Origin of the sequence: Eubacterium sp. BIOML-A2, assembly GCF_009680135.1 — a bacterium.
Lineage (GTDB): Bacteria > Bacillota > Clostridia > Lachnospirales > Lachnospiraceae > Faecalicatena > Faecalicatena contortus_B.
The window spans coordinates 43,775-65,872 of sequence record NZ_WKZK01000023.1 but is presented as its reverse complement, the minus strand read 5'-3'; the positions used below and the strand labels follow the sequence as shown (position 1 = coordinate 65,872).

Here is a 22,098-nt window from a genome sequence, read left to right as displayed (position 1 = left end):
AAATGCTTGCATTCTCTATTAATCATTATGGACTGAGTTTTAGGGCAACGCAATCCGTCGAATTATTTTGCGCTTACACAAAATGGATTTTCTTACAAATATCACGTAAGAAAATGTATGTTTTTATTGCGTAATATAAGGTATTATCTAATAAATCACAACTGTTTAAAGTTATTTATTAGGAGGGTATCAAATGAATGGCAGAGAAAGAACCTTAAAATTTTTGAATGGTGAAAAAGTGGATTATATTCCATTCCATCCGTTAGTCATGCAGTTTGCGTCTGAATATGCGAAGATTCCGTTTAGAGAGTATTGCCTGGACTATAGGAGCCAATGTAATGCAATGATAAAGTTTGCAGAAGACTTTGGTGTGGACTGGTTCCATCCGTCGGGATTTGCATATTGTGAAGCAGGCGCATACGGAATGGACATCGTGTATCCTGAAGATGACTGTCCATATCCAGAAAAGCATTTAATCCTGGATTTTGAAAGGGATTATAAGAAGATAAGGTCACTGAATATAAAAGAGAACGATGCGATGATGAATCGCGTGAGAGGAGTTAAGCATTATAAAGATACGGTTGGCGAAGCGTATTTTATAGCAGGGCACGTAGAAGGCCCTTTGGCGGAATATACGGATTTAAGAGGCGTATCTGAGGGGCTCATAGATTTACTGGATTATGAGGATGAGCTGTCTGAGATATTTCAGATTATAGTGGATAATTCGAAACGATGGATTGATTTACAGGCTGAATCGGGGGCAGACTGCATCAGTATTGGCGACGCTATATGTTCTCAAATAAGCGAGTCAATGTATTTAGAACGTATATTTCCATATCATGTGCAACTGATTGAACATGCAAATAAGCTGGGGATCTATACCAAATTCCATATCTGCGGCGATTCTTCCAGGATCCTGCCGCATTTAATAGAAGCTGGAGCCAATATCCTGGATATAGATTCATTGGTGAAAGATGTGCCTTCACTGATAAAACGGCTGGGTAAAGGGCAGGTTTTATGCGGCAACCTGGATCCGGCCGCGGTCTTGAGATTTGGCACGCCGCAGATGATTGAAGATGAAGTGAAAAAAATTATTGATGATACAAAAGGGAAATGTATGATTGGAGGCGGCTGTGAGATCCCGAAGGGGACGCCGGTTGAAAATATGCATAAGTTTTTGGAAGCGGTTAAAAAATACTCTGATTAGATAAAATATAGAATAAAATTTATTAAAAAGGTATTTGTTGTCTGTAAAAGAAAGAACTATTGGTTTGAAGCGGATTCTATGATATAATTTCCTGGTGGATAAATTTGTAAGATATTTGCTGAATAAAACATAACCAGATATCTTAAATTTTCAAATTAGCGGCATTGTTCAGGACTCAGTCAGCTAAATATAAAAATTTCAAGAAAATGAAACAAGAGTTTCCAAAAGGAGAGAAGGCCCATGAATATACAGATCTTTGGAACAAAAAAGAGCTTCGACAGCAAAAAAGCAGAGCGTTATTTCAAGGAGCGGGGCATAAAATATCAGTTTATAGACATGAAAGAAAAGGGATTCAGCAAAGGAGAGTTCTACTCCGTCTGCCAATCAATTGGGGGCTATGAACAGTTGCTCGATCCGAATTGCAGGGACAAAGATTTACTTGCCCTGGTCACGTATATCGCAGAAGAAGACCGGGCAGAAAAAATTCTTGAAAACCAGCAACTGATAAGGACACCCATTGTCAGAAACGGAAAACTGGCAACAGTCGGTTATCAGCCGGATATATGGAAAAAGTGGAAATAATAGGAGGAACCATATTATGCCAAAAGAAAAGATATCCCTGATTGTCCCCTGCTACAATGAAGAGGAGGTGCTCCCCTATTTTTTTGAGGAGTTCAAAAAGACAGCAGGGCAATTAGCAGAATATGAATTAGAACTCCTTTTTGTAGATGACGGCTCGAAGGACAGCACATTAGATCTCGCAAAAGATATGGCCAAAAGTGACAGCAGGGTCAAATATCTTTCTTTCTCCCGCAATTTTGGCAAGGAAGCTGCCATCTATGCGGGACTTCAGAAAACGGACGGTGACTATGCGGTTCTTATGGATGCGGATCTGCAGGATCCTCCTTCACTGCTGCCAGAGATGTTAAAGGCAGTGAAAGAAGAAGGATATGATTCCGCTGCTACCAGAAGAGTGACCCGGAAAGGGGAGCCGCCAATCCGTTCTTTCTTTGCGCGCCGGTTTTATCATCTGATGAATAAGATCTCTTCGGCTGAGATTATGGATGGAGCGAGGGATTACCGTCTGATGAACCGGAAGTTCAAAAATGCAATTCTGGAAATGAGTGAATACAATCGTTTTTCGAAAGGTATTTTCGGCTGGGTTGGTTTTCGGACAAAGTGGATTGAGTTTGAGAATGTGGAGCGTATTGCAGGCGAGACAAAATGGTCATTTTTCAAGTTGTTCCGCTATAGTCTTGAGGGAATTATCGGTTTCTCGACGGCGCTGCTTGCCATGGCTTCCATACTGGGGATGACAGTCTGTGCGGCCGCATTTATTTTTTTGATAATTATCCTGGTCAAGACTTTATGCTTCGGAGACCCGGTTGCAGGCTGGCCTTCTATGACCTGTATCATTCTGATGCTGGGCGGAATTCAGCTGCTTTGTATGGGGATTTTAGGCATGTATCTCTCCAAGACGTATCTGGAAACAAAAAAAAGGCCAATCTATATCTGCGATGAAAGTAATTTGGAAGAAGAGGGTGAGGAGAAAAAGAAATGAACCGGGCAAAGAACTTTATGAGAGGGAAATCGGATATATTTTCGCTGATCCTGTCTATTACAATAGCAAATCTGATGTTTTTTCATCAGGAAAAGTGGCTGATGAATCCGGTTTATATTGCAGGATTATCGATTCTGATTTATGCGGGGCTTAAGGCGGCCCGGAAGAATGCGCATCTGCTGAAACATGGCCGTATATTGCCGGGAACCGTATTACTGGGAATCTTGTTTTCTCTGATGATTGTAGTTGGGCAGAAGATCCATGCGGACAGCGTATCTTTTTTAGCTTTTACGGGATTTGATATTTTCTGGTTTATTCTTTATTTTTTTGTTGGAGGGCTTCTGTTTTTTGATTTATATCTGGCCGGCGTGAATACGGCGTTAAGAGGCCGTATGACTTCAGGAGAATTATCGGTTCCGAAATGGAATCAAAGAAAATGGCTGCTCTACAGCGTGATTTTGTTTGCAGCCTGGGTTCCCACATTTGTAACTTATTTCCCGGGGATTGTACCTGATGATGCTACGGTTTCCATGGCAATTGCTTTCGGGGAGATGCCATGGGACAACCATTTCCCTGTTTTTTATACCTTAATGGTCGGCGGGTTCATGCTTGTGGGCTATATCTTCCATAACTTTAATATTGGTATTGCGCTTTACTCTGTATTTCAGATGCTTATTATGGCGGGAATTTTGGGGTATTTGCTGGAGTGGATTGAGCGGAAAGGGTTTAAGAAGATTCTGATCTATCTGGGGCTCGCATATTTTGCGGCGGCTCCGGTGTTTGGAAACTATGCGGTTGTTATGTGGAAAGACCCTATTTTCAGCGGTGTTCTTATTCTGTTAGCACTGATATTAATCGATCATGTCGCAGTGAATCCAGATTCATTTTTAGAAAAGAAAGTTTTGATCAGCTATGCAGGGCTGATGATTCTGGCATCTCTTTTGAGAAATAACGGAATCTATATCGGGATCCTGCTCAGTGCGGGACTTTTGGTGGTTTACAGGAAGCGCTTAAAGCGGGTATTGATAACATCGGTAGTCAGTATTGGCTTGATCTGGTTTATTACAGGGCCTGTATATGTGTACATGTTTTCTGCAGAAAATGTTTTTGTGGAATCAGTCGGCATCCCTTTGCAGCAAATGGCCAGAGTCGTTGTCACAGAGGGAGAGATGAGCGCGGAAGAGGAAGAATTTATGGATCATCTGCTGCCCCTGGAAAAGTATCAGGATTATTATTGGCCGTTTTTAGTGGACCCGATTAAATGGGCGCCCGAATTCGATACGGAATATTTAGACAGCCATAAGAAAGAATTTTTTCATGTCTGGTTTTCCATGCTGACTAAAAATTTTGATGTCTATGTAAAGCAGTATCTTATGGGGACGTATGGCTTCTGGCATATAGGCGGGGAGACGAAATACGAGTTTGTGAAAACGGATATTGCCAGGAACTGGTGGGATATGTATCAGAATCAGCCTTTTGAAAATGTTCTGGGCTATCCTATGCAGGAAAAAATAGTGGAAAAGTACGATTATATTTCGACGGGGCTGTTGGTATGGATCCTTTTATTTGATATTGTTTTCTGCTGGATGCGTAAAAAATCAGTGTATATCATTCCTCTGCTGGTCATGGCAGGCAACTGGCTGACTTTGATGGTGGCTACTCCAACGGCATTTGGCGTCAGGTATATCTATCTCCTGGTAATCGGCCTGCCCCTGGTGCTGCTTTACCCGTGGCTGCTGAACAGAGATCCGCGGGGGAAAGGGAGCTGCTGTTCACAGGTAAGCATGTAAACAGTAACACAGTAACTTCTAAAAACAAGGGCATTTGTGATATAGGGTTGTACTTTTGTATGAATTTGGTAAAATAAGAAGCAGGAAGCTTTAGACTGGAAGGGAGAGGTTATATGAAAAGGTTAAAAAAAGTAAGTATTATTTTGCTGGTATTTCTTATGATATTTGGCATGGCCGGATGTAAGAAGAAGGAAGCGCCCAAAAGAGCCGAGAAGACAGAAGAGAAAGAAGTAAAAGAGAAAAAAGAAGAGCCAAAACAGGAAGAGGTGCCTGCAAACCAGAACCTGCTGACAGGGCTGGCTGATCTGACAGACGGCGCTATTGGCAAAAGGCCTGTAGCCGTTATGGTGAATAATGTGGAGGCCGCGCTCCCGCAGCTTGGGATTTCAAAGGCAGATATTATATATGAGATTCCGGTCGAAGGTGATGTGACGCGTCTTATGGCTTTATACGCAGACTACACTGCAGTACCGAAGATCTGTGCCGTGCGCAGCTGCCGTTATTATTTCCCGGCATATTCACAGGGATATGATGCCTTTTATGTGAATTGGGGAATTGATGACAGTATTGCAGACTATCTCGAAGCGCTGAACCTGGACCAATATGACGGGATGAACAATGCAGGAGGGCTGTTTGGTCGTGATCAGGACAGGCTGAATGCGGGATATTCTTTGGAGCACACAGGATTTTTTGATGGAACCAGATTTGCAGAGGTGGTGCAGGCAGAAGGTCGGAGAACGGATTTAAACGAGGATAAAAAGGGGACGGCATTCCAGTTTAACGGGATGGACGAACAGCTGAAGCCGGAAGGGCAGGACTGCAAAAATGTCAGCATTAATTTTGGGGCGGCCACGGCAACCCTGACTTATGACGAGGGCTCAAAGACTTACTTAAAGCAGATTAACGGAAAACCACAGATGGATGGCAGTGACAACACCCAGCTCGCTTTTACAAATGTATTTGTTTTGGAGACGGATATTTCAGTAAGGGATGATATTGGGCATAAAGAAATCAACTGGTATGGCGGTTCTGACTATGTAGGATATTATGTGTCAAACGGCGGTATGCAGAAGATACATTGGAGTAAAGAGGCGAATAACGAGAATTCGTACCTGCGTTTTTACGATGGGAGCGGCAAGGAGATCAAAGTAAATCGTGGGAAGAGCTATATCGCCGTAAACTATAAGGGACAGAGTGAGTTCCAGTAGAGCCGGGAATTCTGGCTCCTGCGAGGACTAGTGTACTGATACATTGAGATTTAGGCTAGCTATGAGGCTGAATATCAATGTGTCAAAACACTGGGACAATAAGCGGAAAGCTTCGGTTATTTGATTTCTACAGTTCATGAAGTAAAGGGAAGCGGATGGAGAGTTAAGCAATGTCGGAAAAATTTAGATCAGATGCTACAAGAAAACGAAATTTGCTGGCGCTGGGGATTGTTTTCCTCAGCTCCATCTTTTTGTATATCCTAATGCAGGCCGGGAGTGGATTATATCCCTTTGGCAGCAAGTCTAATATGCTCTGGGACCAGGATATTCAGTACGTGGATTATTTTGCGTATTACCGGAATGTACTGCTGGGCAAGGCAGATATCGGGTATTCGTTCACAAAATCTCTGGGCGGTTCCCTGGTTGCACTGTTCGGCTATTATCTTGGCTGTCCGCTGAATCTGCTTGTAGTGTTTTTCAAGACAGAGCAGCTGCCTTTGTTCCTGTTTATTCTTACGGCAGTAAAGCAAGGGCTTGCGGGGGTGACTGCAGGAATCTTTTTCTGGAAGCGTTTTCCTGCGGTATCATTAAGGATGAGGACCCTTATTTCGCTCTCGTATGCTCTGATGCAGTACAATATGCTCCAGTCATCCAATATTATGTGGCTGGATGGTGTAATCCTTCTGCCGCTTTTACTGCTGGCTGTTTACAGGTTTGTTTCCGGAAACCGGAAGCGGTGGCTTTTCCTTACCGTTCTATTTTCCATTGCAATTAACTGGTATACAGGCTATATGACAGGTTTGTTTGCCGTATGTTATTTCCTGTACGAAAGAATCTTAAAGATTGACAAGCCGGACGCAAAGGAGCGAAAAAGGTTCATAAAAGATACCATATTATGTGGCGGCATCATGCTTGCAGGAGTGCTTGGAAGCTGTTTTATATTTTATCCGGTGGTGGTGGGCCTGCAGAAAGGCAAGGATGCTTTTGTTCCTGAGATCTTCCATCTGGCCACACATGGATCCCTCCTTGATGCATTCAAGGGATTTGCACTGGGCAGCTATTTTGAATCTGTATCGTTATACTGCGGTCTGCTCTTTTTTGGCTTCTTTCTCTATTATTTTTTCTCACGCCATGTGGAAAAAAAGGAGAAGATACTATCCGTAATCGCTGTGATGTTTATGCTGGTAAGCTGCTGGTTTGTACCGCTGGACTGCATCTGGAGCGGATTAAGGTACGTGGCAAGTTATCCGTTTCGGTTCGCTTTCATTGTCATTTTTCTTGTACTGTACCTGGCGGCAAGAGGGGTGCAGGAGTATGAAAAGGTAAGAGACGGCAAAAAAATGGCGGCGGTATATGCGGGATGCATCCTGCTGTTCCTGGTGTACCATTTGGCGGGCGGATATGGAAAGAATCAACTGCTTTTGACAGAAGCGGTACTTGCAGTGTATGCTCTGCTGTATCTGCTTTCAGGAATGGGGAAACGAAAACAGGCAGGGCTGAAGAATTTAGTTCCAGCAGTGTTGGCCGTAGAACTGGTTTTAAACGGGATTATGACGTTTCAGATGAATTACGAGTGGAATCAGGATATTTCCGCTTACCAGGAATATACGGCGCGCAATGCAGAACAGGTTGCAGCAGTGAAAAAACTGGAATCGGATGAATTCTACAGGATGGACACTCTGAATAAAAGGTATGACGAGGAGAGCAGATGCTCGGCCTTTCTAAATGAGGCCATGGTTTATGACTATCGCGGTCTGAATCATTATTCCTCCACATTTGACGGAACGACAGGAGATCTGCTCCGGGATATCGGGTATTCCTCTGAGAGTACCATAAGCATCGTGTCCGAATCAAGCCTGCCGGCAGATTCCTTGCTGGGGGTAAAGTATCTGCTGTCTGCGGCAGAGGTGGCAGGCTATGAAAAAGTGGATTCCATACCGGAAGCAAACGGAAAATCCGTATACTATAATCTATATGTGCTGGACGCAGGCATGGAGGCGGCGGATACTGTTTATGAAAAAACGGAGAGTGCCAACCCTTTTGAATATCAGAATATATTGTTTTCCAAAATCCTCGGAAGAGAAGTAGCGCTTTATAAAAAAGCGGAGCCGGAGGTACGTATGGAAGACCAGGTGCTGATTTTTAGTATACCTGCGTCCGGAAAGGAAGATCTGCTCTATGGCTATGTAGATTCCTGGGTACATGACCTTGTACTATATGTAGATGGCGAGTACCGATGTAATTACGCCACATGGCTGAGCTATAAGATATTTAATGTCGGAGACGGGACGAAGGCGCATACAGCGGCACTGGACGGATATAGCGGAAAAGAACAGGATATGACGCCTTATTTCTATTATCTGGATCAGGATTTGTTCGAGGAAGTCATTCAGGAATTGAAGGGCAAAGAAATGGTAACAGAAAAATTTGAAGACGGATATGTGAAAGGCAGCTATACCGCAGTCGAAGACTGCAATATGCTCCTGAGTATCCCTTATGATGACGGCTGGACAGCCTCCGTGAATGGGAAGAAAGTGGAAATCAGGCCGGCAGCCAATGCCCTGATGGCAATTCCCCTCTCCGCGGGGGAGAATATAATTGAACTGAAATATGAAATACCCGGTGTGAAAGCAGGAATCGGGTTATCCATTCTGGGGTTATTCATGTTTTTGGGGATATGCTGGATGGACAGAACGAAAAAGCCGCATGCATTGCACAAGAATTGAGAGGGGCATATTTGAATTGTACGGCACCGATCGTATCCTTAAATTTCCGGCAGCACTGCTCCACAAACTTCAGCGTATTCCACTACGCCTGTGTTTGTGGAGCAGTGCTCTCGGAATTACTCGTTTCCGAGAATCTCTTTTGCAAGTCTTGCAGCTAAAACATCCATTTCTTCCATCTGTGAATCCTTCAGGGATGATTTCATAGCAAAGTTTTCCGTCAGGATTGTCATATTCTTCATTTCACCGATCTTAGCCTCCATGAGTTTAGCCGACATCGGAGCCCAGGTTCCGTTGCCAAGCACAGCGACCGTACGGTTCTGCACATTCAGCGCCTTCATGTCATCCAGATAATTGGCCATGACCGGGTATACCCCGCCGTTATAAGTAGGGGAGGCAAGCACAAGGTGGCTGTATTTGAAGCTGTCAGAAATCAGCTGGGATACATGGGTGCGGGAAATGTCATGAACCACCATGTTCTTCACGCCCGCATCGGCAAGCTTGACCGCCAGTACATTGGCAGCATTTTCCGTATTGCCGTACATAGAAGCATAGGCGATCATAACGCCGCGTACTTCCGGCTCATATGTGCTCCAGATATTATATTTTCCAATGATATAATCCAGATTGCTTCTCCAGACCGGTCCATGGAGTGAGCAGATATACCGGATGTCCAGCGCAGCGGCTTTTTTCAGTACATTCTGGACCTGTACGCCGTACTTGCCCACGATGTTGGTATAATACCTGCGGGCATCATCCAGCCAGTCTCTGTCGAAGTTGATTTCATCATTAAAAATCGTGCCGCCCAGAGCGCCGAAAGTTCCGAAGGCATCTGCAGAGAACAGAACCTTGTCGGCCTCGTCATAAGTCATCATTGCCTCCGGCCAGTGTACCATTGGCGCCATAACAAAATGAAGGGTGTGCGTACCACTGGAAAAGGTATCCCCTTCTTTGATGATGATTTTCCTGTCTTCTAAGTCCATATCATAAAACTGGCCGATCATGGGGAATGTTTTGGCATTACCGATAATCTGCATTTTAGGATAGCGCAGCGCCAGTTCTGCGATGAGGGAACAGTGATCCGGTTCCATGTGGTTCACAACCAGATAGTCCAGTGTTCTTCCGCCGAGAACTGCTTCTACATTTTCCAGAAACTGCCTTCCGATAGAAGCGTCTACTGTGTCAAAGAGAACGGTCTTCTCGTCCATCAGCAGGTAAGAGTTATAGGAAACACCGTTCGGGATGGGGAAAATGTTTTCAAACAGCTCCAGACGGCGGTCGCTTCCGCCTACCCAGTATAAGTCATCGGTTACTTTTCTAAAACAGTACATATGTGATCCTCCTTTTTATATTCCCCCAGGCAGTGAACAGGGCAGACGTGCAGGTATGGCCGTCCGGCTGCAGATACCGGGGAAGTTTGTCCTCAGTTCGTTATGTTTTTTAATAGAAATAGATTCACTGAATATGTGGCAAAAAATTGTCTTCCGTCACTATTCTACCATAAAAGGAAAAATACGCAACCCGAGTATCCACATTTTTTAGTTTATGTTACAATAGAAAATATTCAGTTCCCTTATAAATTCCTTATAATTGTCTTTTAAAATGTCCTTATAGACAAGGAGGTTTTAACATGAATGAGATGATTTTGGAGACAAAAGGAATTTGCAAGAGGTTTGGCCGTCAGGTTGTGTTGAACCAGGTATCTCTGATGGTGCCAAAGGGCTGCGTATATGGGCTTCTGGGGCCGAACGGCGCCGGTAAGTCCACATTGATGAAAATGTTTTCGGGTATGATGCGCCCGGATGAAGGAGAGATCTTTTTTGGGGGAAAGCCATGGAGCCGGAAGGATCTGAACAGAACGGGAGCGCTGATTGAGCAGCCTCCGCTGTATGACAATCTGACGGCACGGGAGAACCTGGAGGTACGCACCCTTCTGCTGGGGCTTCCGAAGAAAAGAATAGACGAGGTCCTGGAAATCGTAGATTTAAAAAATACGGGGAAGAAGCGGGCAGGGCAGTTTTCTATGGGAATGAAACAGCGTCTGGGGATTGCGGCGGCGCTTCTTAATAAACCCAGCCTTCTGATTCTGGATGAACCGGCCAACGGGCTGGATCCGTTTGGCATTCAGGAACTCCGAAATATGATACGGGATTTTTCCGATGAAGGAATCACTGTTATCGTTTCCAGCCACATATTAAGCGAGGTCGAGCAGGTCGCCGATTATATCGGGATCATATCGGGGGGCGTTCTGGGATATCAGGGCGGCATGAAGCAGGGAAAGGATCTGGAAAGCCTGTTTACGGATGTGGTCAGAAAGAACAGGGGGCTTGAGGCATGTTGTTAGCATATGTGAAAGCGGAGAATCTAAAGAACAGACATACCGTGGCCTCCAGGCTCTTTTGGCTGGTACCTCTTTTCAGCATTTTGCTGTCATTTGTTTTTTCGGGGCAGGACAGCCGGTATTACCAAATGAATCAGTATAATTGGTGGTATACAACGTTTTTCCCTATGCTGCTGCTTCTTAGCACGGCATTTGCAGGGCAGCGGGAAAGGAAGATGAAGAATAGGGCCATGGGAGCGCTGCCGATAAACATGAAGACTTTATGGAGCGCGAAGATCTTGTACAGCCTGAAAACGCTTGTACTTGCCGTTCTGATCTTATTCTGTGTACAGGAAGTGGTCAGCCGTCTGCTGGCTTCTGGCGGCGCCAGAGAGATCTCAGGGCTGACCGGCCTTGCGGCAGCTGTCCTGTGGATTGTGCTCAGTTTGTGGCAGATCCCGCTCTGGCTGTTTGTGAACCAGTCGCTGGGATTTGCCGCAGGAATACTTTTGGGCCTGGCAGGTAATATAGGGCTGGGAGTTCTGGGCGCTCTGTCAAAATGGTGGGTGGTGAATCCATTTGCTTATATCAGCCGCCTGATGTGTCCGATTCTGAAGATCCTCCCGAATGGGCTGCCGGCGGAACCGGGAAGCCAGACCTTTTTCCCGGAAGTATTAAAGATAACAGTCATCCCTCTGGGAGTCTGCATTTCTGTGGCGCTGTTTTTGGGAGTATGGGCCTTGACGGCCGGCTGGTATGCAGGAAAGGGGCGAAAAGGATGGGAAAGCTGAAACAGAAGAACAGAGGATTCCGGATGCTGTGTGCCGAATTGGTAAAGCTGCGCAGAACATGGATATTGTGGCTCCATATCATTATGCCGCTGACGGGAATCGTTATATTTCTTTTATACTACCGTATCTCAGGGTGGAGCAGCTGGGGGAAGATCTCGGGTTATGTGGAAGTGGTTTCAGTTGTATGCCCGACACTTGTAGGGTTTATCTGCGGACTTGCGGCAGACCAGGAAAAACAGGCAGGGCATTTTCAAAATCTTTTAGGGACAGGACAGCGCAGGACAGCAAATCTGTCTGCAAAACTTTGTACATTGCTGCTCTGGAACCTGGCAGCGGTGCTAGTGACGATAGTCGGTTTTGGCGCCGGATATTATTTGTTCATTGAACGGACTGCCGTACCGGAGATGTTTTATATAACAGTGACAGGACTGATCTGGATCAGCCAGATATTCACTTATTGCCTTCATCTGTTTTTAGGTCTGCGATTTTCGAAAGGCATTAGCATCGGGGCCGGAATTGTGGAAAGCCTGCTGGCCGCGATACTGATGACCGGGCTTGGGGATGGGATCTGGCAGTGGATACCGTGTGCCTGGGCGGGCCGTTTCACAGGATTGTATGTACAGCGTGCAGCAGGTATGGATTCCGCGGCCTGGGCGCTGGCAGAGTCCCAGATGAAAACAGGAGGAATCATGATGGCAGGAATCACCATTGCAGGGATTCTGCTGACATATCTCTGGTTTCATTATTACGAAGGAAAACGGATGGAAGATTAGGGGTGGGGGAAAGGTTCTTGCAAATTGACAGAAAAAAATATTTAAAAACATGAGAGAGGGGATGTAGTGGATGGCCAGAATTCTTGCGGTAGACGATGAGCCGGCAATACGGAATCTAATACGGAAGGCTCTGGAAAAGGAGGGGCACTGTGTGACAACCTTAAATTGTGCGGATGAGATCATAATAGAAAACCTGAACCAATATGACCTGCTTTTGTTAGATATCATGATGCCGGGAACGGATGGTATCACATTTGTGAAAAAGATCCGCAGCCAGGTCGACAGCCCGATCCTTTTCCTGACGGCAAAGACAGACGAAAACAGTATCATGTACGGGCTTGCATCGGGCGGAGATGATTATATAACAAAGCCCTTTGGGATCGGGGAACTGCGGGCGCGGGTACAGGCCCATCTGCGCAGAGAAAAGCGGGAGAAGAGGCATACGGCGGAGGTGTCAGGTGTGCGCTTCGATCTGGCGGGTAAAACCGCCGGAGTTGGGGAATGCCGGGTGCCCCTTACAAAAAGCGAATATGAGATCAGTGAGTTTCTGGCAATGAACCATGGCCAGGTGTTTTCTAAGGAACAGATCTATGAGCGTATATTCGGGTATGACAAGGATGGGGACGTATCTGCGATTACAGAGCATGTAAAAAACATCCGCGCTAAATTTTCCCGGGCCGGCAGGGAGCCGATAGAGACGGTATGGGGGATTGGATATAAATGGAAATAAAACGTAAGGTAACGGTACAATCTGTATTTCGGAGATTTTTGGTCTGGTTTTGTCTGATGACAGCAGGCCTTCTCTTGATGTGCGTAGTAATTTTTGGCGTTTTAAGTGCGGCAGGTGTAGTACTGCCGGCTAATTACAGTGAAGTGGCGCTGGAAAGGCGGCGTACAGAGATACAGGAAGCCGATATTGTGACAAAAGAAATGATACCGGACAATTGTCATTATGGGGTGTACAGCGAAGACGGTACATTTCTGTACGGAAACTTAAGTCAGAGCTCACAGGAAAAGGTGTGGAAAGAGTACAAAAGAGGCGGGAGCGGTGACAGCGCCTTAGGGTATCTGAAATATTTTCCGCGGGATGGAGAAGTTTGTCTGGCGGTCTATCAATTAAGAGCGGAGTTCACAAATCCGTTACTTAAAAAAATACTGCCGGGGGTACCGGAGGGCCTTTTTCTTTTATTTCTAATCCTGTTTTTCATACAGTCCGTTCTGTTGGTCCGGCGTTTCGGCAATGTGATACGCAGGGAACTGGAAGCGGTCAAGCAGGTGACGGAAAAGGTCAAACTTCAAAATCTGGATTTCGAAAAGCCGGCTTCCAGGATTGTGGAGATAGATGAAGTGATGGAGTCTCTTGTGAAAATGAAAGAGGCCCTGGAGGCGTCTCTTAAGCAGCAATGGGAAATGGAAGAGAACAGACGCCAGCAGATCCGCGCGCTGGCCCACGACATTAAAACTCCGCTGACCGTCATAAGGGGAAACACCCAGCTGTCCTGCGAAGCAGAGTCGCTGGAGGAGAGCAGGGAATGCCGGGAATATATTCTTCAGGAGACGGACAGAATAGAGCAGTATATCTGCATCCTGCAGGAAATGCTGAAATCTGACGGCGCCGTTAAGCTGCTGGAAGAAACCGTGGCAATCCGGGGACTTGCCGAATCCTTTGCTGAAAATGCAAGAGTCGTGGCATCTGCAGGCGGACGGAACTTAGAGGTTGTAATTTCCCTGATTTCAGACTATATTATTAGTGACAGGCAGATGCTCTTGCGCGCCTGGGAAAATCTGCTGGACAACGCAGTGGAATACACGCCCAAGGGCGGAAATATCACCATCAATCTGTACGAAGAGGAGAACAGGCTTTGTTTTCGGATCGAGGACAGCGGCCCTGGTTTTACGGAGGAAGATATCAGGCGGGGACCGGAACAGTTTTATCAGGGCGATAAAAGCCGGAATTCCAAAAGCCATTACGGTATGGGACTGTTCATAGTCCAGTCCTTCGCAAAACAACAGGGCGGAAGGCTCACCCTTGGCAACGCAGGCACCCATAAGGGAGCCTGTGTCTGCCTGGAAATCTGCATAAGGCCTGCGTGTCCGGAGATGAATGATAAGAAAAATGGAAAGTGAGGAAAACATATGTTATTCGTTTGTTACCCCAAATGCACCACCTGCCAGAAGGCCAAAAAGTGGCTGGAAGAGCAGGGCATCTCTTACGAGGAAAGAGATATCAAAACAGAAAATCCCCAAAAAGAGGAGCTGAAGGAGTGGTATAAAAAAAGCGGTCTGCCGTTGAAAAGATTCTTCAATACAAGCGGCATGCTGTACAAACAAATGAACTTGAAAGATAAACTTCCTGAAATGAGCGAGGAAGAACAGCTCGAACTGCTCGCAACCGATGGGATGCTTGTGAAGCGGCCTATAGTAGTGGAGGGGGATATCGTACTCACCGGCTTCAAGGCGGCTGAGTGGGAGAAATTGAGGAGTTAGGGAGTGGCGGCGGGGGGACGCGGGACGCCTGCCAGGGATGCCGCTTGACACCACAGGCGGCATCCCTGGCAGGCTGCGTTCATCCGGGCGGAAGATACCTAACTTTAAGGGGATTTCTTACGGGAGAGGCGGATGGTCATGGGCTAGGGAGCTAATGAGACTGCCTTCCAATCTTTCCGCCTTCCCCAGGCAGCAGTGTCCTTAATATCCATAAAAAATCCGCAGCCCCCGTCCACGGAGCCCCCTCCGGGGAAAGAATTTTAACTACCGATCGGATGAGCCAGCTGTGCGGAAGCGTGGCCGGGCTATCCTGGATGCGTCTTTTGTGGTGTTACAGCCGCTTCATCAAAATGAAAGCCGGCATATGAACTTTTTGCAGGGCTACAAGCCCTGCAAAAAAGCCGACTCAAGCGGGAATGCATCCGGCATTCCCGTGTTTGTCGGCGGTGTTCATCATGCTGGCTTTCATTTTGATTAGCGGCTGTTACACCACAATACCGTATCCAGGATAGCCCGGCCACGCTTCCGCACAGCGTCCCCTTCGACTCATACTACAAATCTCTATTCCCTCCGCTCACGGATATCAATATCTCCGGAGTCGGCGTAGATTCTGATGAGCTTTTGTTCTGTTCCGTCTGTCTGATAGTATTCTTCAGAGTCGTCCCTGTCCCTATAGTACCCTTTTGGTGCGTTCTCAGGAAGGTAGATCTGGCCGTATTCGGCCTTGATGTCAAAGGTGTATGTCTCCAATTTTTCTGGAAGATACAGGTCCACATCCCCGTATTCGCTGTTGCAGCTCAGGGAGCTGAGTTTGGCTGCGTCCAGGGAAAGACTGCCGGAATCCAGCTGTATTTTTGCAGTATCACATTTGAAATTCTCTATGGTGCTGTCCCCATATGCGCTGTATAAAGTGAACGCTTCGGTTTCTATGTCTTTCAGTTCCAGGTCGCCGCCTTCAAGAGTTAATTTCAGGGAGCTTGAACTGCTTTCTTTTAAGGTAAGGTCACCGTAATCTAATGAAATATCCATATTTGCAGCATTGGTTCCGGTTACGGATACATCGCCGGAATCGTCGTATATTTTCAGTGCGTCAAGGGTCTTGTCTTTTGGCACGTATAAGTTGATATAGGTGTTGAGCGAGTCGCCGACTGTGGAGAAGGCGAGAAATACACCGTGGTTCTGATCTGGCTGATAAAGGGTGAATTTACCATCAGTTACGTTATACTTGGGAGTTCCGAACGCCTGATCCAACAGGTATTCTACATAATAGTTATTGTCTTCCGATGGCAGAACCCGGATATCGGCATAGGCATCCATGGTGATGTCTGCTTCCGTGAAGGCTTCCAGCTTCGTTTTTTCCAGCGTGACGGGATCGGAAGTTGCAGAGTTGGGATGAATCCCGCCTCTGGAGATGGAGACGCCGGCCCTGCCTCCAAAGAGATAGCCGATTCCGGCAAGCACGGCGCCTGCCGCCATGAGGCAGACAGAGACAGTTATAATTTTTTTAGTGATTGCTTTCATTCTTTTTCCCCCCTTTAGAGATATTTCCCAGTGATTTTGAAGTCTTTCCTAAAAACCAGCGGCAGAAATTGACAGCCCCATAAACAAGAAGCACTCCGGCGCCCAGCGCGAATAAGCCTAATCCGATGGTTGCAAGGCCGTCTGCAAATGTGGAGAAAAGCAGGATACCACCTCCGAAAACACCGATGATACCGCTTGCTACAACTGCTACTGCAGCCAGAAACAAACAAAAGATTACGGCCAGTATCACGATTAAAAAGCAGATAAATACGGCCAGCAGAGCGAATCCCAGCGGAAGTGCAATTGGTGCGGCACAGATCCCCAGAATGCCGATCCAGATGGCGGACAGCCCTCTTTTGACAGTCTTGGGCGGTTCCTGCACATTTTTTGCCGCAAGGTCTATAATCAGTTGATTTGCGGCATCCTTGGGGGAACCGAGATCCTCGATTGCCTGCTGCTCAAATTCGGGTCCTGCCTCGGCAAAGTATTCTTCGAAATATTCCATCGCCTTATCATAATCTTCTTTGGGAAGACGGCGCAGCTTATGTGCGAGCGTCCTCATATATTCTGTCTTAGTCATTGCGAAATCCCTCCCTTAACAATCTCATCAATTGTTGTCTTATATATTTCCCATTCTTTCAATAGTTCCTGGTGATGTGTCTTTCCGATCTCTGTAATTGTATAATATTTTCGGTTGCGCCCCTGATACTGCTGGTCATAAGTCTCTACATACTGACTATCCTGCAGTCTTTTCAGAATTGGATATAGAGTAGAATCCTTTGTGTTGGCAGCCTTTTTAATAATCTGACTGATCTGATAACCGTATGCATCATCATTAGCAATTACCGATAGGACTAGAAAGTCGAACATCGGGGTGTTCAGTGTAAAGGTCATGTTATCATTCCTTTCTATATGTTTTTGTTTTACATATATCTTTTATGAGTATATTATATTCTGTATAATATATATTGTCAATACATATAATCTAAAGAATTTCAAAAGATAATCTTTAGAAGGACTTTCATATTGCAGTTAACATCCAAATCGGGAATTAGTGACGCGCTTTAGTCGCGGCACGGATGGGGGACGCTCCATAAAGGGATAGCCGCAAACCTCCCGGAGAACATCCATGTCCTTTCAAAAACGCGGCCGCGGGCCTAAGAAATTCTAGGCGGGAAACAGCCCTGAAAATGGAGCACCACTGACACATCACGAGAAATCCGATGATTTCTCGCGCTGGGTCAGCTGATTTTTGGATTCGGAATCCAAAAATCTCTCCATTTTCAGGGCTGTTTCCCACCAAGAATTTCTAAGGCCCGCTTAGAGCGTTTTTGAAAGGACATGGATGTTCTCCGGGAGGTTTTCAGCTATCCCTTCATGGAGCTGGCGCATCCAACCGGCAGGAAAAAGCTCGTTTCTAAGGAGGGGCCTCAAACGGGGGCAGCGTATGGATATAGAATTGGCGGGACTTTTATGTCCCCAGTAGGTGTATATAAGCAAGGTGATACGGCTTCCAGTTCATACACATCTGGAAGATGAAAAGATATGCATAGCCAATCCACATCCGCTGCCCTGGTCCGGGATCCCACCCGCTGCCCTGGTCCGGGATCCCACCCGCTGCCCTGGTCCGGGATCCCACCCGGTTGGCGGGCTTTCCTACCGATTGGATGAACCAGCTTTATGACAGGGAGGCCGCGGAGGTGTTGGGGCTGTTCTAGAAACACTTAGCAGCACGGGTGCATATCGCAACGGCATATACAGCCCCAGCACTTCCCCGGCCTCCCTGTCATGAAGCGTCCCCATCCGTCGACTAGGCTAAAACTAGCCGACTAAAATTAGGTATTGTGATATGCAAAAGAAGCAGAGTATAATAGGAGAAGAAAGATGACAGTAAATAACAGAAATTGTGTGAGATTTGCACAGGGGTCTGACCCCTTTGCAAAGGAGAGGGCATTATGTATAAGATTTTAATTGTAGAAGACGATCTGACAATTGCGAAGACGATTGAGGCACACCTGGTGAAATGGGACTATGAGGTGAGATGCATCAAGGATTTTAAAAATGTCCAGGAGGAGTTTATTGCGTTTGAGCCTCAGCTTGTGCTGATGGATATATTGCTCCCATTTTATAATGGATTCCACTGGTGTACGCAGATCCGGGCGATATCGAAAGTACCGATGATCTTCCTGTCCTCCGCCAGCGATAATATGAATATTGTTATGGCCATGAATATGGGCGGGGATGATTTTATTGAGAAACCATTTGACCTGAATGTGCTTACGGCGAAGATCCAGGCGCTTCTGCGCAGGACTTATTCATTCCAGGGGCAGCTGAATGTGCTGGAGTACAAAGGCGTCATTTTGAATTTGAACGATGCCGCTTTAACATACGAGGGCAGGAAACTGGATTTGACGAAAAATGATTTTAAAATCCTCCAGATATTGATGGAAAATGCGGGAAAGATTGTGAAGCGCGAGCGGATTATGGAACGTCTTTGGGAAAGCGATGAGTTTATAGATGACAATACATTGACGGTTAATATTACGAGGCTGCGCAGAAAACTGGAGGGAATCGGAATCACGGACTTTATCTGTACAAAGAAAGGGATTGGGTATCTGCTGGAATGAAGAAAAAACTGGGCTTTTTTATAAAATCTAGATTAAAATATATGATCCTGTTGCTTCTTATACTTGGGATATTCTGGCTTGTTCTGTACCTGTATAACATCAGGTCAGATGCACTGGGATATGCGGTACTGCTTTCTGCTGTGTTGTCTGCAGTGTTTGCAGTGTGCGATTTTACCGGCTTCTGCCGCCATGTTGAAAAGGTAAAGGAAGCGCAGGCGGCCCTGCCGTACGAGTGGCGAGAGGCGCCTTCTACGACAGATCTGACGGAATTACTGTACCGTGAAAAGCTACAAATTTTGTTTGATTATAAAGAAGAAATGGAAACAGGGGCCCGCATTGGGAGACAGGAGATGTTGGACTATTACGGCCTGTGGGCCCATCAGATTAAGACCCCCCTGGCGGCTATGCGCCTGCTGCTGCAGTCATTTGAGGAAGGGGAGATCGAGGAGGAGGCAGAGCTGATCCGACCAATGAAGATGGAGCTGTTCAAGACGGAACAGTATGTGGAAATGGTGCTTTCTTATCTGCGGATGGGGGATATGTCATCCGATCTGTCTCTGCAGTGGTACTCCATTGATGATATCGTTCGCCAGGCGGTGCGCAAATATTCTCAGCTTTTCATATTGAAAAAAATCCATCTCAGTTATCAGAAATGTGAGGGAATGGTATTGACGGATGAAAAGTGGTTCCTTCTCGTCCTGGAACAGCTGCTGTCAAATGCCTTGAAATATACAGGTCAGGGTACCATTTCCATATATATGGAGCCGGGGCCGGAAGAAGTGCTTGTAATAGAAGATACAGGCATCGGTATCCAGGCGGAAGACCTGCCCAGAATATTTGAAAAGGGATTTACGGGATACAATGGGAGAAAGGATAAAAAGTCAACGGGTATCGGATTATATCTCTGCAAATCCATCTGTGACAAATTAAACCACGGCCTGACCGCTGAATCTGAAGTCGGAAGAGGCACAAAGATACGGCTGTATCTGCACCGGGAACCTCTGGTTACAGAGTAGTAAGAAACTGCGGTAGAAAATAAAGTAAAAAAGAAGCTCTGCCATGAAGGTTCCCACCATGGCAGAACTTTTCTTTATATAAATAGGAAAGTGCTCAGAACTTTCCTATTCCACTTTGTTCAACGATAAAACGCCTTAACTCGGCATTTCTTTACATCAGTGCCTCAAACAGTTTCTCAGTCGGCCGTGGAATAACCACACTGTTAACCATCAGTTCGCTTACAGCCTCCGCAGCCTTAACTGCAGCCGTCACAGCGCTGACATCGCCGCACATGGTAACAAATCCCTTGCCGCCTACGGCAAAACCGGTGCGGATCTCGATCAGATGAATATCGGCAGCTTTCGCAGCGGTATCCGCCGCTACAATTGCAGAAGATACGGAATAGAACTCAATCACGCCCACAGCTCCGGTGGTCGGAACCTGTGAGGTATTACTGATCGCTGGCATCAGCTGGTCGCTGATATTGGGGATCAGCAATTTATCTACCAGGAATGGCCCTGCTATCTCTTCCCCTACATTCATAGCAGCATTCACGCTGCTGGTATCACCGCCGATAATGATGAGATATTTACCGGGGCAGATCGTGGATGACCTTAATAATTCAACCTCTGCGGCCTTGAGTACATGGTCGCAGGTCTCAATTCCTTTCGCTATACTGGACAATTCTAACATTCCTACTGAATTTCCCATTTTTAAATTCCTCCATTAGTTTACATTTATTCGAATACCGTTTGGTGCTGCTTCGGTGACTGTCCCGTTCACGCTTGCGTGAATATTGGCTGACAGCGCTTTTTCATCTGCCTGACCGATTAAGTCGCCTTTATGTATGGTGTCGCCGGCTTTAACAACTGCTGCCGCCGGCTTGCCGATATGCTGTGATAATGGAATGAATACTTCCCTGGGAAATAGTTCCGTACAGCTGTGTGCATGCAGCCCATTATATTTTCCGAGCCCCAGACGTGCGATCAGGCGGTCGGTTGGAATCCGGTTGAGATCAATCGTCGGCCTTGCCGTCGGATCCGGAGTCTTATCGATCATAATTCCGCGTTCACGAAGCTGTACCTTCATATAATCATTCACTTGTCTCGGGGAGAGTCCCATTGGACATGAGAACATCTCACAGACGCCGCAGCTGCAGCAGTTCACTGCATCGCCGTAGCATTTTGCGAATTCTTCGTTGGAATCAATCGTCTCTTCTCTCCAGACATTTCTCATGACAAGATGAGGCTTGATGCTGTGTCCGATCTGGAAACGCGGGCACAGATCTGTACACATTCTGCACTGGATACAGGCGCTTCTCGCCTGATGCTTAATCCTCTGGATGGAAACCTGTGTTCTCCTGATCAGATAGTGGTCCTTCGGGAGAACGATGATGTTGCCGGTTGTCTTTGTCACGACCTGCTGGTCAATGGCGCTGTCATCTGCAAAGACCTTCCCCATCATAGGGCCGCCGAGAATGACGGCATAATCGGAGATCACAGGCTGCGCCGCCTCGATGCATGTTCTGACGGATGTTCCGATGGGCACCTTCAGCATAATGGGTTCCTTCACTTCGCCGACAACGGATAAATACTTGTCCGTTACCTTGTCACCGTTTGTCAGTGCACGGTAAATGCCAATCACGGTTCCCACGTTATCCACGACGGCACCGACTTCAATCGGAATGCCGCGCTCAGGGACGGTCCTGCCGGTAACCTGCTGCACGATAATCTGTTCATCCCCGGCGGGATAGAAGGTTCTCATCTCAAAAATCTCGATATCTGCATTATTTTTTTCAATTGCCTCTCTTAAAGCGGCAATTTCGGCTTTGTATTTAGCTTTGAGCGCTATGTAAGACTTCTTTGCCTCGAGATGTCCGGCAATATACATGACTCCTTTAATTAACTCATCGGCAAAGGTTCTGCACAGATACTTGTCAGTCTCAATCAATGGTTCACATTCGGCGGCATTGACGATAAAATACTCGGCCTTAGTGTTCAACTTCACATGCGTAGGAAATCCTGCCCCGCCGGCCCCTACAATACCGGCATCTTTTACTGTTTCAATTAAACTCATAGCTTCTTTCTCCATTCA

The 22,098-nt window shown here is 46.4% G+C and carries 20 protein-coding genes; 14 read left to right on the top strand and 6 right to left on the bottom strand.

The window, feature by feature from the left end:
- Positions 1-193: 193 nt before the first annotated feature.
- The 6 genes from GKG43_RS10290 (at position 194) to GKG43_RS10265 (ending at position 8,492) form a co-directional block, all read left to right on the top strand.
- Positions 194-1,207, top strand: a complete 1,014-nt coding sequence (locus GKG43_RS10290) for a uroporphyrinogen decarboxylase family protein (protein WP_129879065.1) — start codon at positions 194-196, stop codon at positions 1,205-1,207.
- A gap of 240 nt (positions 1,208-1,447) precedes the next feature.
- Positions 1,448-1,789, top strand: coding sequence for an arsenate reductase family protein (locus tag GKG43_RS10285; protein WP_055155207.1), 342 nt, complete (start codon positions 1,448-1,450; stop codon positions 1,787-1,789).
- 16 nt (positions 1,790-1,805) lie between these two features.
- Positions 1,806-2,768, top strand: a complete 963-nt coding sequence (locus tag GKG43_RS10280; RefSeq protein ID WP_129879064.1) for a glycosyltransferase family 2 protein — start codon at positions 1,806-1,808, stop codon at positions 2,766-2,768.
- On the top strand, positions 2,765-4,558 hold the full coding sequence (locus GKG43_RS10275; RefSeq protein WP_055155205.1) for a DUF6020 family protein: 1,794 nt from the start codon (positions 2,765-2,767) through the stop codon (positions 4,556-4,558). The genes GKG43_RS10280 and GKG43_RS10275 overlap by 4 nt, the downstream gene beginning before the upstream one ends.
- Positions 4,559-4,671: 113 nt before the next feature.
- Entirely contained in the window at positions 4,672-5,766 is a 1,095-nt protein-coding gene (locus GKG43_RS10270; RefSeq protein ID WP_055155204.1) for a DUF3048 domain-containing protein, read from the top strand.
- A 170-nt stretch (positions 5,767-5,936) separates the two neighbouring features.
- Positions 5,937-8,492 carry a YfhO family protein gene (locus GKG43_RS10265; RefSeq protein WP_055155203.1) on the top strand — a complete coding sequence of 852 codons (2,556 nt, stop codon included), beginning with the start codon at positions 5,937-5,939 and terminating at the stop codon, positions 8,490-8,492.
- Between the two features lie 116 nt (positions 8,493-8,608).
- Here GKG43_RS10265 and GKG43_RS10260 read toward each other — a convergent pair whose 3' ends face one another.
- A complete protein-coding gene (locus GKG43_RS10260) occupies positions 8,609-9,820 on the bottom strand; it encodes an FprA family A-type flavoprotein (RefSeq protein ID WP_055155202.1) in 1,212 nt (403 codons plus the stop codon).
- Positions 9,821-10,119: 299 nt separating this feature from the next.
- Here GKG43_RS10260 and GKG43_RS10255 point away from each other — a divergent pair, with 299 nt between their 5' ends.
- The 6 genes from GKG43_RS10255 to GKG43_RS10230 all read left to right on the top strand — a co-directional run bounded on the left by GKG43_RS10255 (position 10,120) and on the right by GKG43_RS10230 (position 14,860).
- Positions 10,120-10,833, top strand: a complete 714-nt coding sequence (locus GKG43_RS10255; RefSeq protein ID WP_050642603.1) for a lantibiotic protection ABC transporter ATP-binding protein — start codon at positions 10,120-10,122, stop codon at positions 10,831-10,833.
- A complete protein-coding gene (locus GKG43_RS10250) occupies positions 10,824-11,600 on the top strand; it encodes a lantibiotic immunity ABC transporter MutE/EpiE family permease subunit (protein WP_050642602.1) in 777 nt (258 codons plus the stop codon). Before GKG43_RS10255 ends, GKG43_RS10250 begins: the two co-directional genes overlap by 10 nt.
- On the top strand, positions 11,588-12,373 hold the full coding sequence (locus GKG43_RS10245; protein WP_050642601.1) for a lantibiotic immunity ABC transporter MutG family permease subunit: 786 nt from the start codon (positions 11,588-11,590) through the stop codon (positions 12,371-12,373). The genes GKG43_RS10250 and GKG43_RS10245 overlap by 13 nt, the downstream gene beginning before the upstream one ends.
- A gap of 70 nt (positions 12,374-12,443) precedes the next feature.
- The gene (locus tag GKG43_RS10240; protein ID WP_129879063.1) at positions 12,444-13,103 is read left to right on the top strand and encodes a response regulator transcription factor; all 660 of its coding nucleotides are present in this window, start codon (positions 12,444-12,446) and stop codon (positions 13,101-13,103) included.
- Positions 13,094-14,500, top strand: a complete 1,407-nt coding sequence (locus GKG43_RS10235; RefSeq protein ID WP_055155201.1) for a HAMP domain-containing sensor histidine kinase — start codon at positions 13,094-13,096, stop codon at positions 14,498-14,500. The genes GKG43_RS10240 and GKG43_RS10235 overlap by 10 nt, the downstream gene beginning before the upstream one ends.
- Positions 14,501-14,509: 9 nt before the next feature.
- Complete coding sequence (locus tag GKG43_RS10230) at positions 14,510-14,860, top strand: arsenate reductase family protein (protein ID WP_129879062.1); 351 nt, start codon at positions 14,510-14,512, stop codon at positions 14,858-14,860.
- A 561-nt stretch (positions 14,861-15,421) separates the two neighbouring features.
- On the opposite strand, the gene GKG43_RS10225 is transcribed toward GKG43_RS10230, so the two are convergent.
- Genes GKG43_RS10225 through GKG43_RS10215 form a run of 3 tightly spaced genes read right to left on the bottom strand, consistent with a single transcriptional unit; the run spans position 15,422 to position 17,275 of the window.
- A complete protein-coding gene (locus GKG43_RS10225; RefSeq protein ID WP_055155198.1) occupies positions 15,422-16,381 on the bottom strand; it encodes a DUF4097 family beta strand repeat-containing protein in 960 nt (319 codons plus the stop codon).
- Positions 16,365-16,961 (bottom strand): DUF1700 domain-containing protein, encoded by a 597-nt coding sequence (locus GKG43_RS10220; RefSeq protein ID WP_055155197.1) that lies wholly within the window; start codon positions 16,959-16,961, stop codon positions 16,365-16,367. Before GKG43_RS10220 ends, GKG43_RS10225 begins: the two co-directional genes overlap by 17 nt.
- Positions 16,958-17,275 (bottom strand): PadR family transcriptional regulator, encoded by a 318-nt coding sequence (locus GKG43_RS10215; protein ID WP_050642595.1) that lies wholly within the window; start codon positions 17,273-17,275, stop codon positions 16,958-16,960. The genes GKG43_RS10220 and GKG43_RS10215 overlap by 4 nt, the downstream gene beginning before the upstream one ends.
- Positions 17,276-18,336: 1,061 nt before the next feature.
- Here GKG43_RS10215 and GKG43_RS10210 point away from each other — a divergent pair.
- Together GKG43_RS10210 and GKG43_RS10205 are read left to right on the top strand one after the other, a co-directional pair.
- Entirely contained in the window at positions 18,337-19,008 is a 672-nt protein-coding gene (locus tag GKG43_RS10210; RefSeq protein WP_055154567.1) for a response regulator transcription factor, read from the top strand.
- On the top strand, positions 19,005-20,024 hold the full coding sequence (locus GKG43_RS10205) for a sensor histidine kinase (protein WP_055154568.1): 1,020 nt from the start codon (positions 19,005-19,007) through the stop codon (positions 20,022-20,024). The genes GKG43_RS10210 and GKG43_RS10205 overlap by 4 nt, the downstream gene beginning before the upstream one ends.
- Positions 20,025-20,175: 151 nt before the next feature.
- Here GKG43_RS10205 and GKG43_RS10200 read toward each other — a convergent pair whose 3' ends face one another.
- The gene (locus tag GKG43_RS10200) at positions 20,176-20,715 is read right to left on the bottom strand and encodes a BMC domain-containing protein (protein ID WP_025657787.1); all 540 of its coding nucleotides are present in this window, start codon (positions 20,713-20,715) and stop codon (positions 20,176-20,178) included.
- A gap of 15 nt (positions 20,716-20,730) precedes the next feature.
- Positions 20,731-22,080, bottom strand: coding sequence for a 4Fe-4S dicluster domain-containing protein (locus tag GKG43_RS10195; protein ID WP_050642592.1), 1,350 nt, complete (start codon positions 22,078-22,080; stop codon positions 20,731-20,733).
- Between the last annotated feature and the right edge of the window lie 18 nt (positions 22,081-22,098).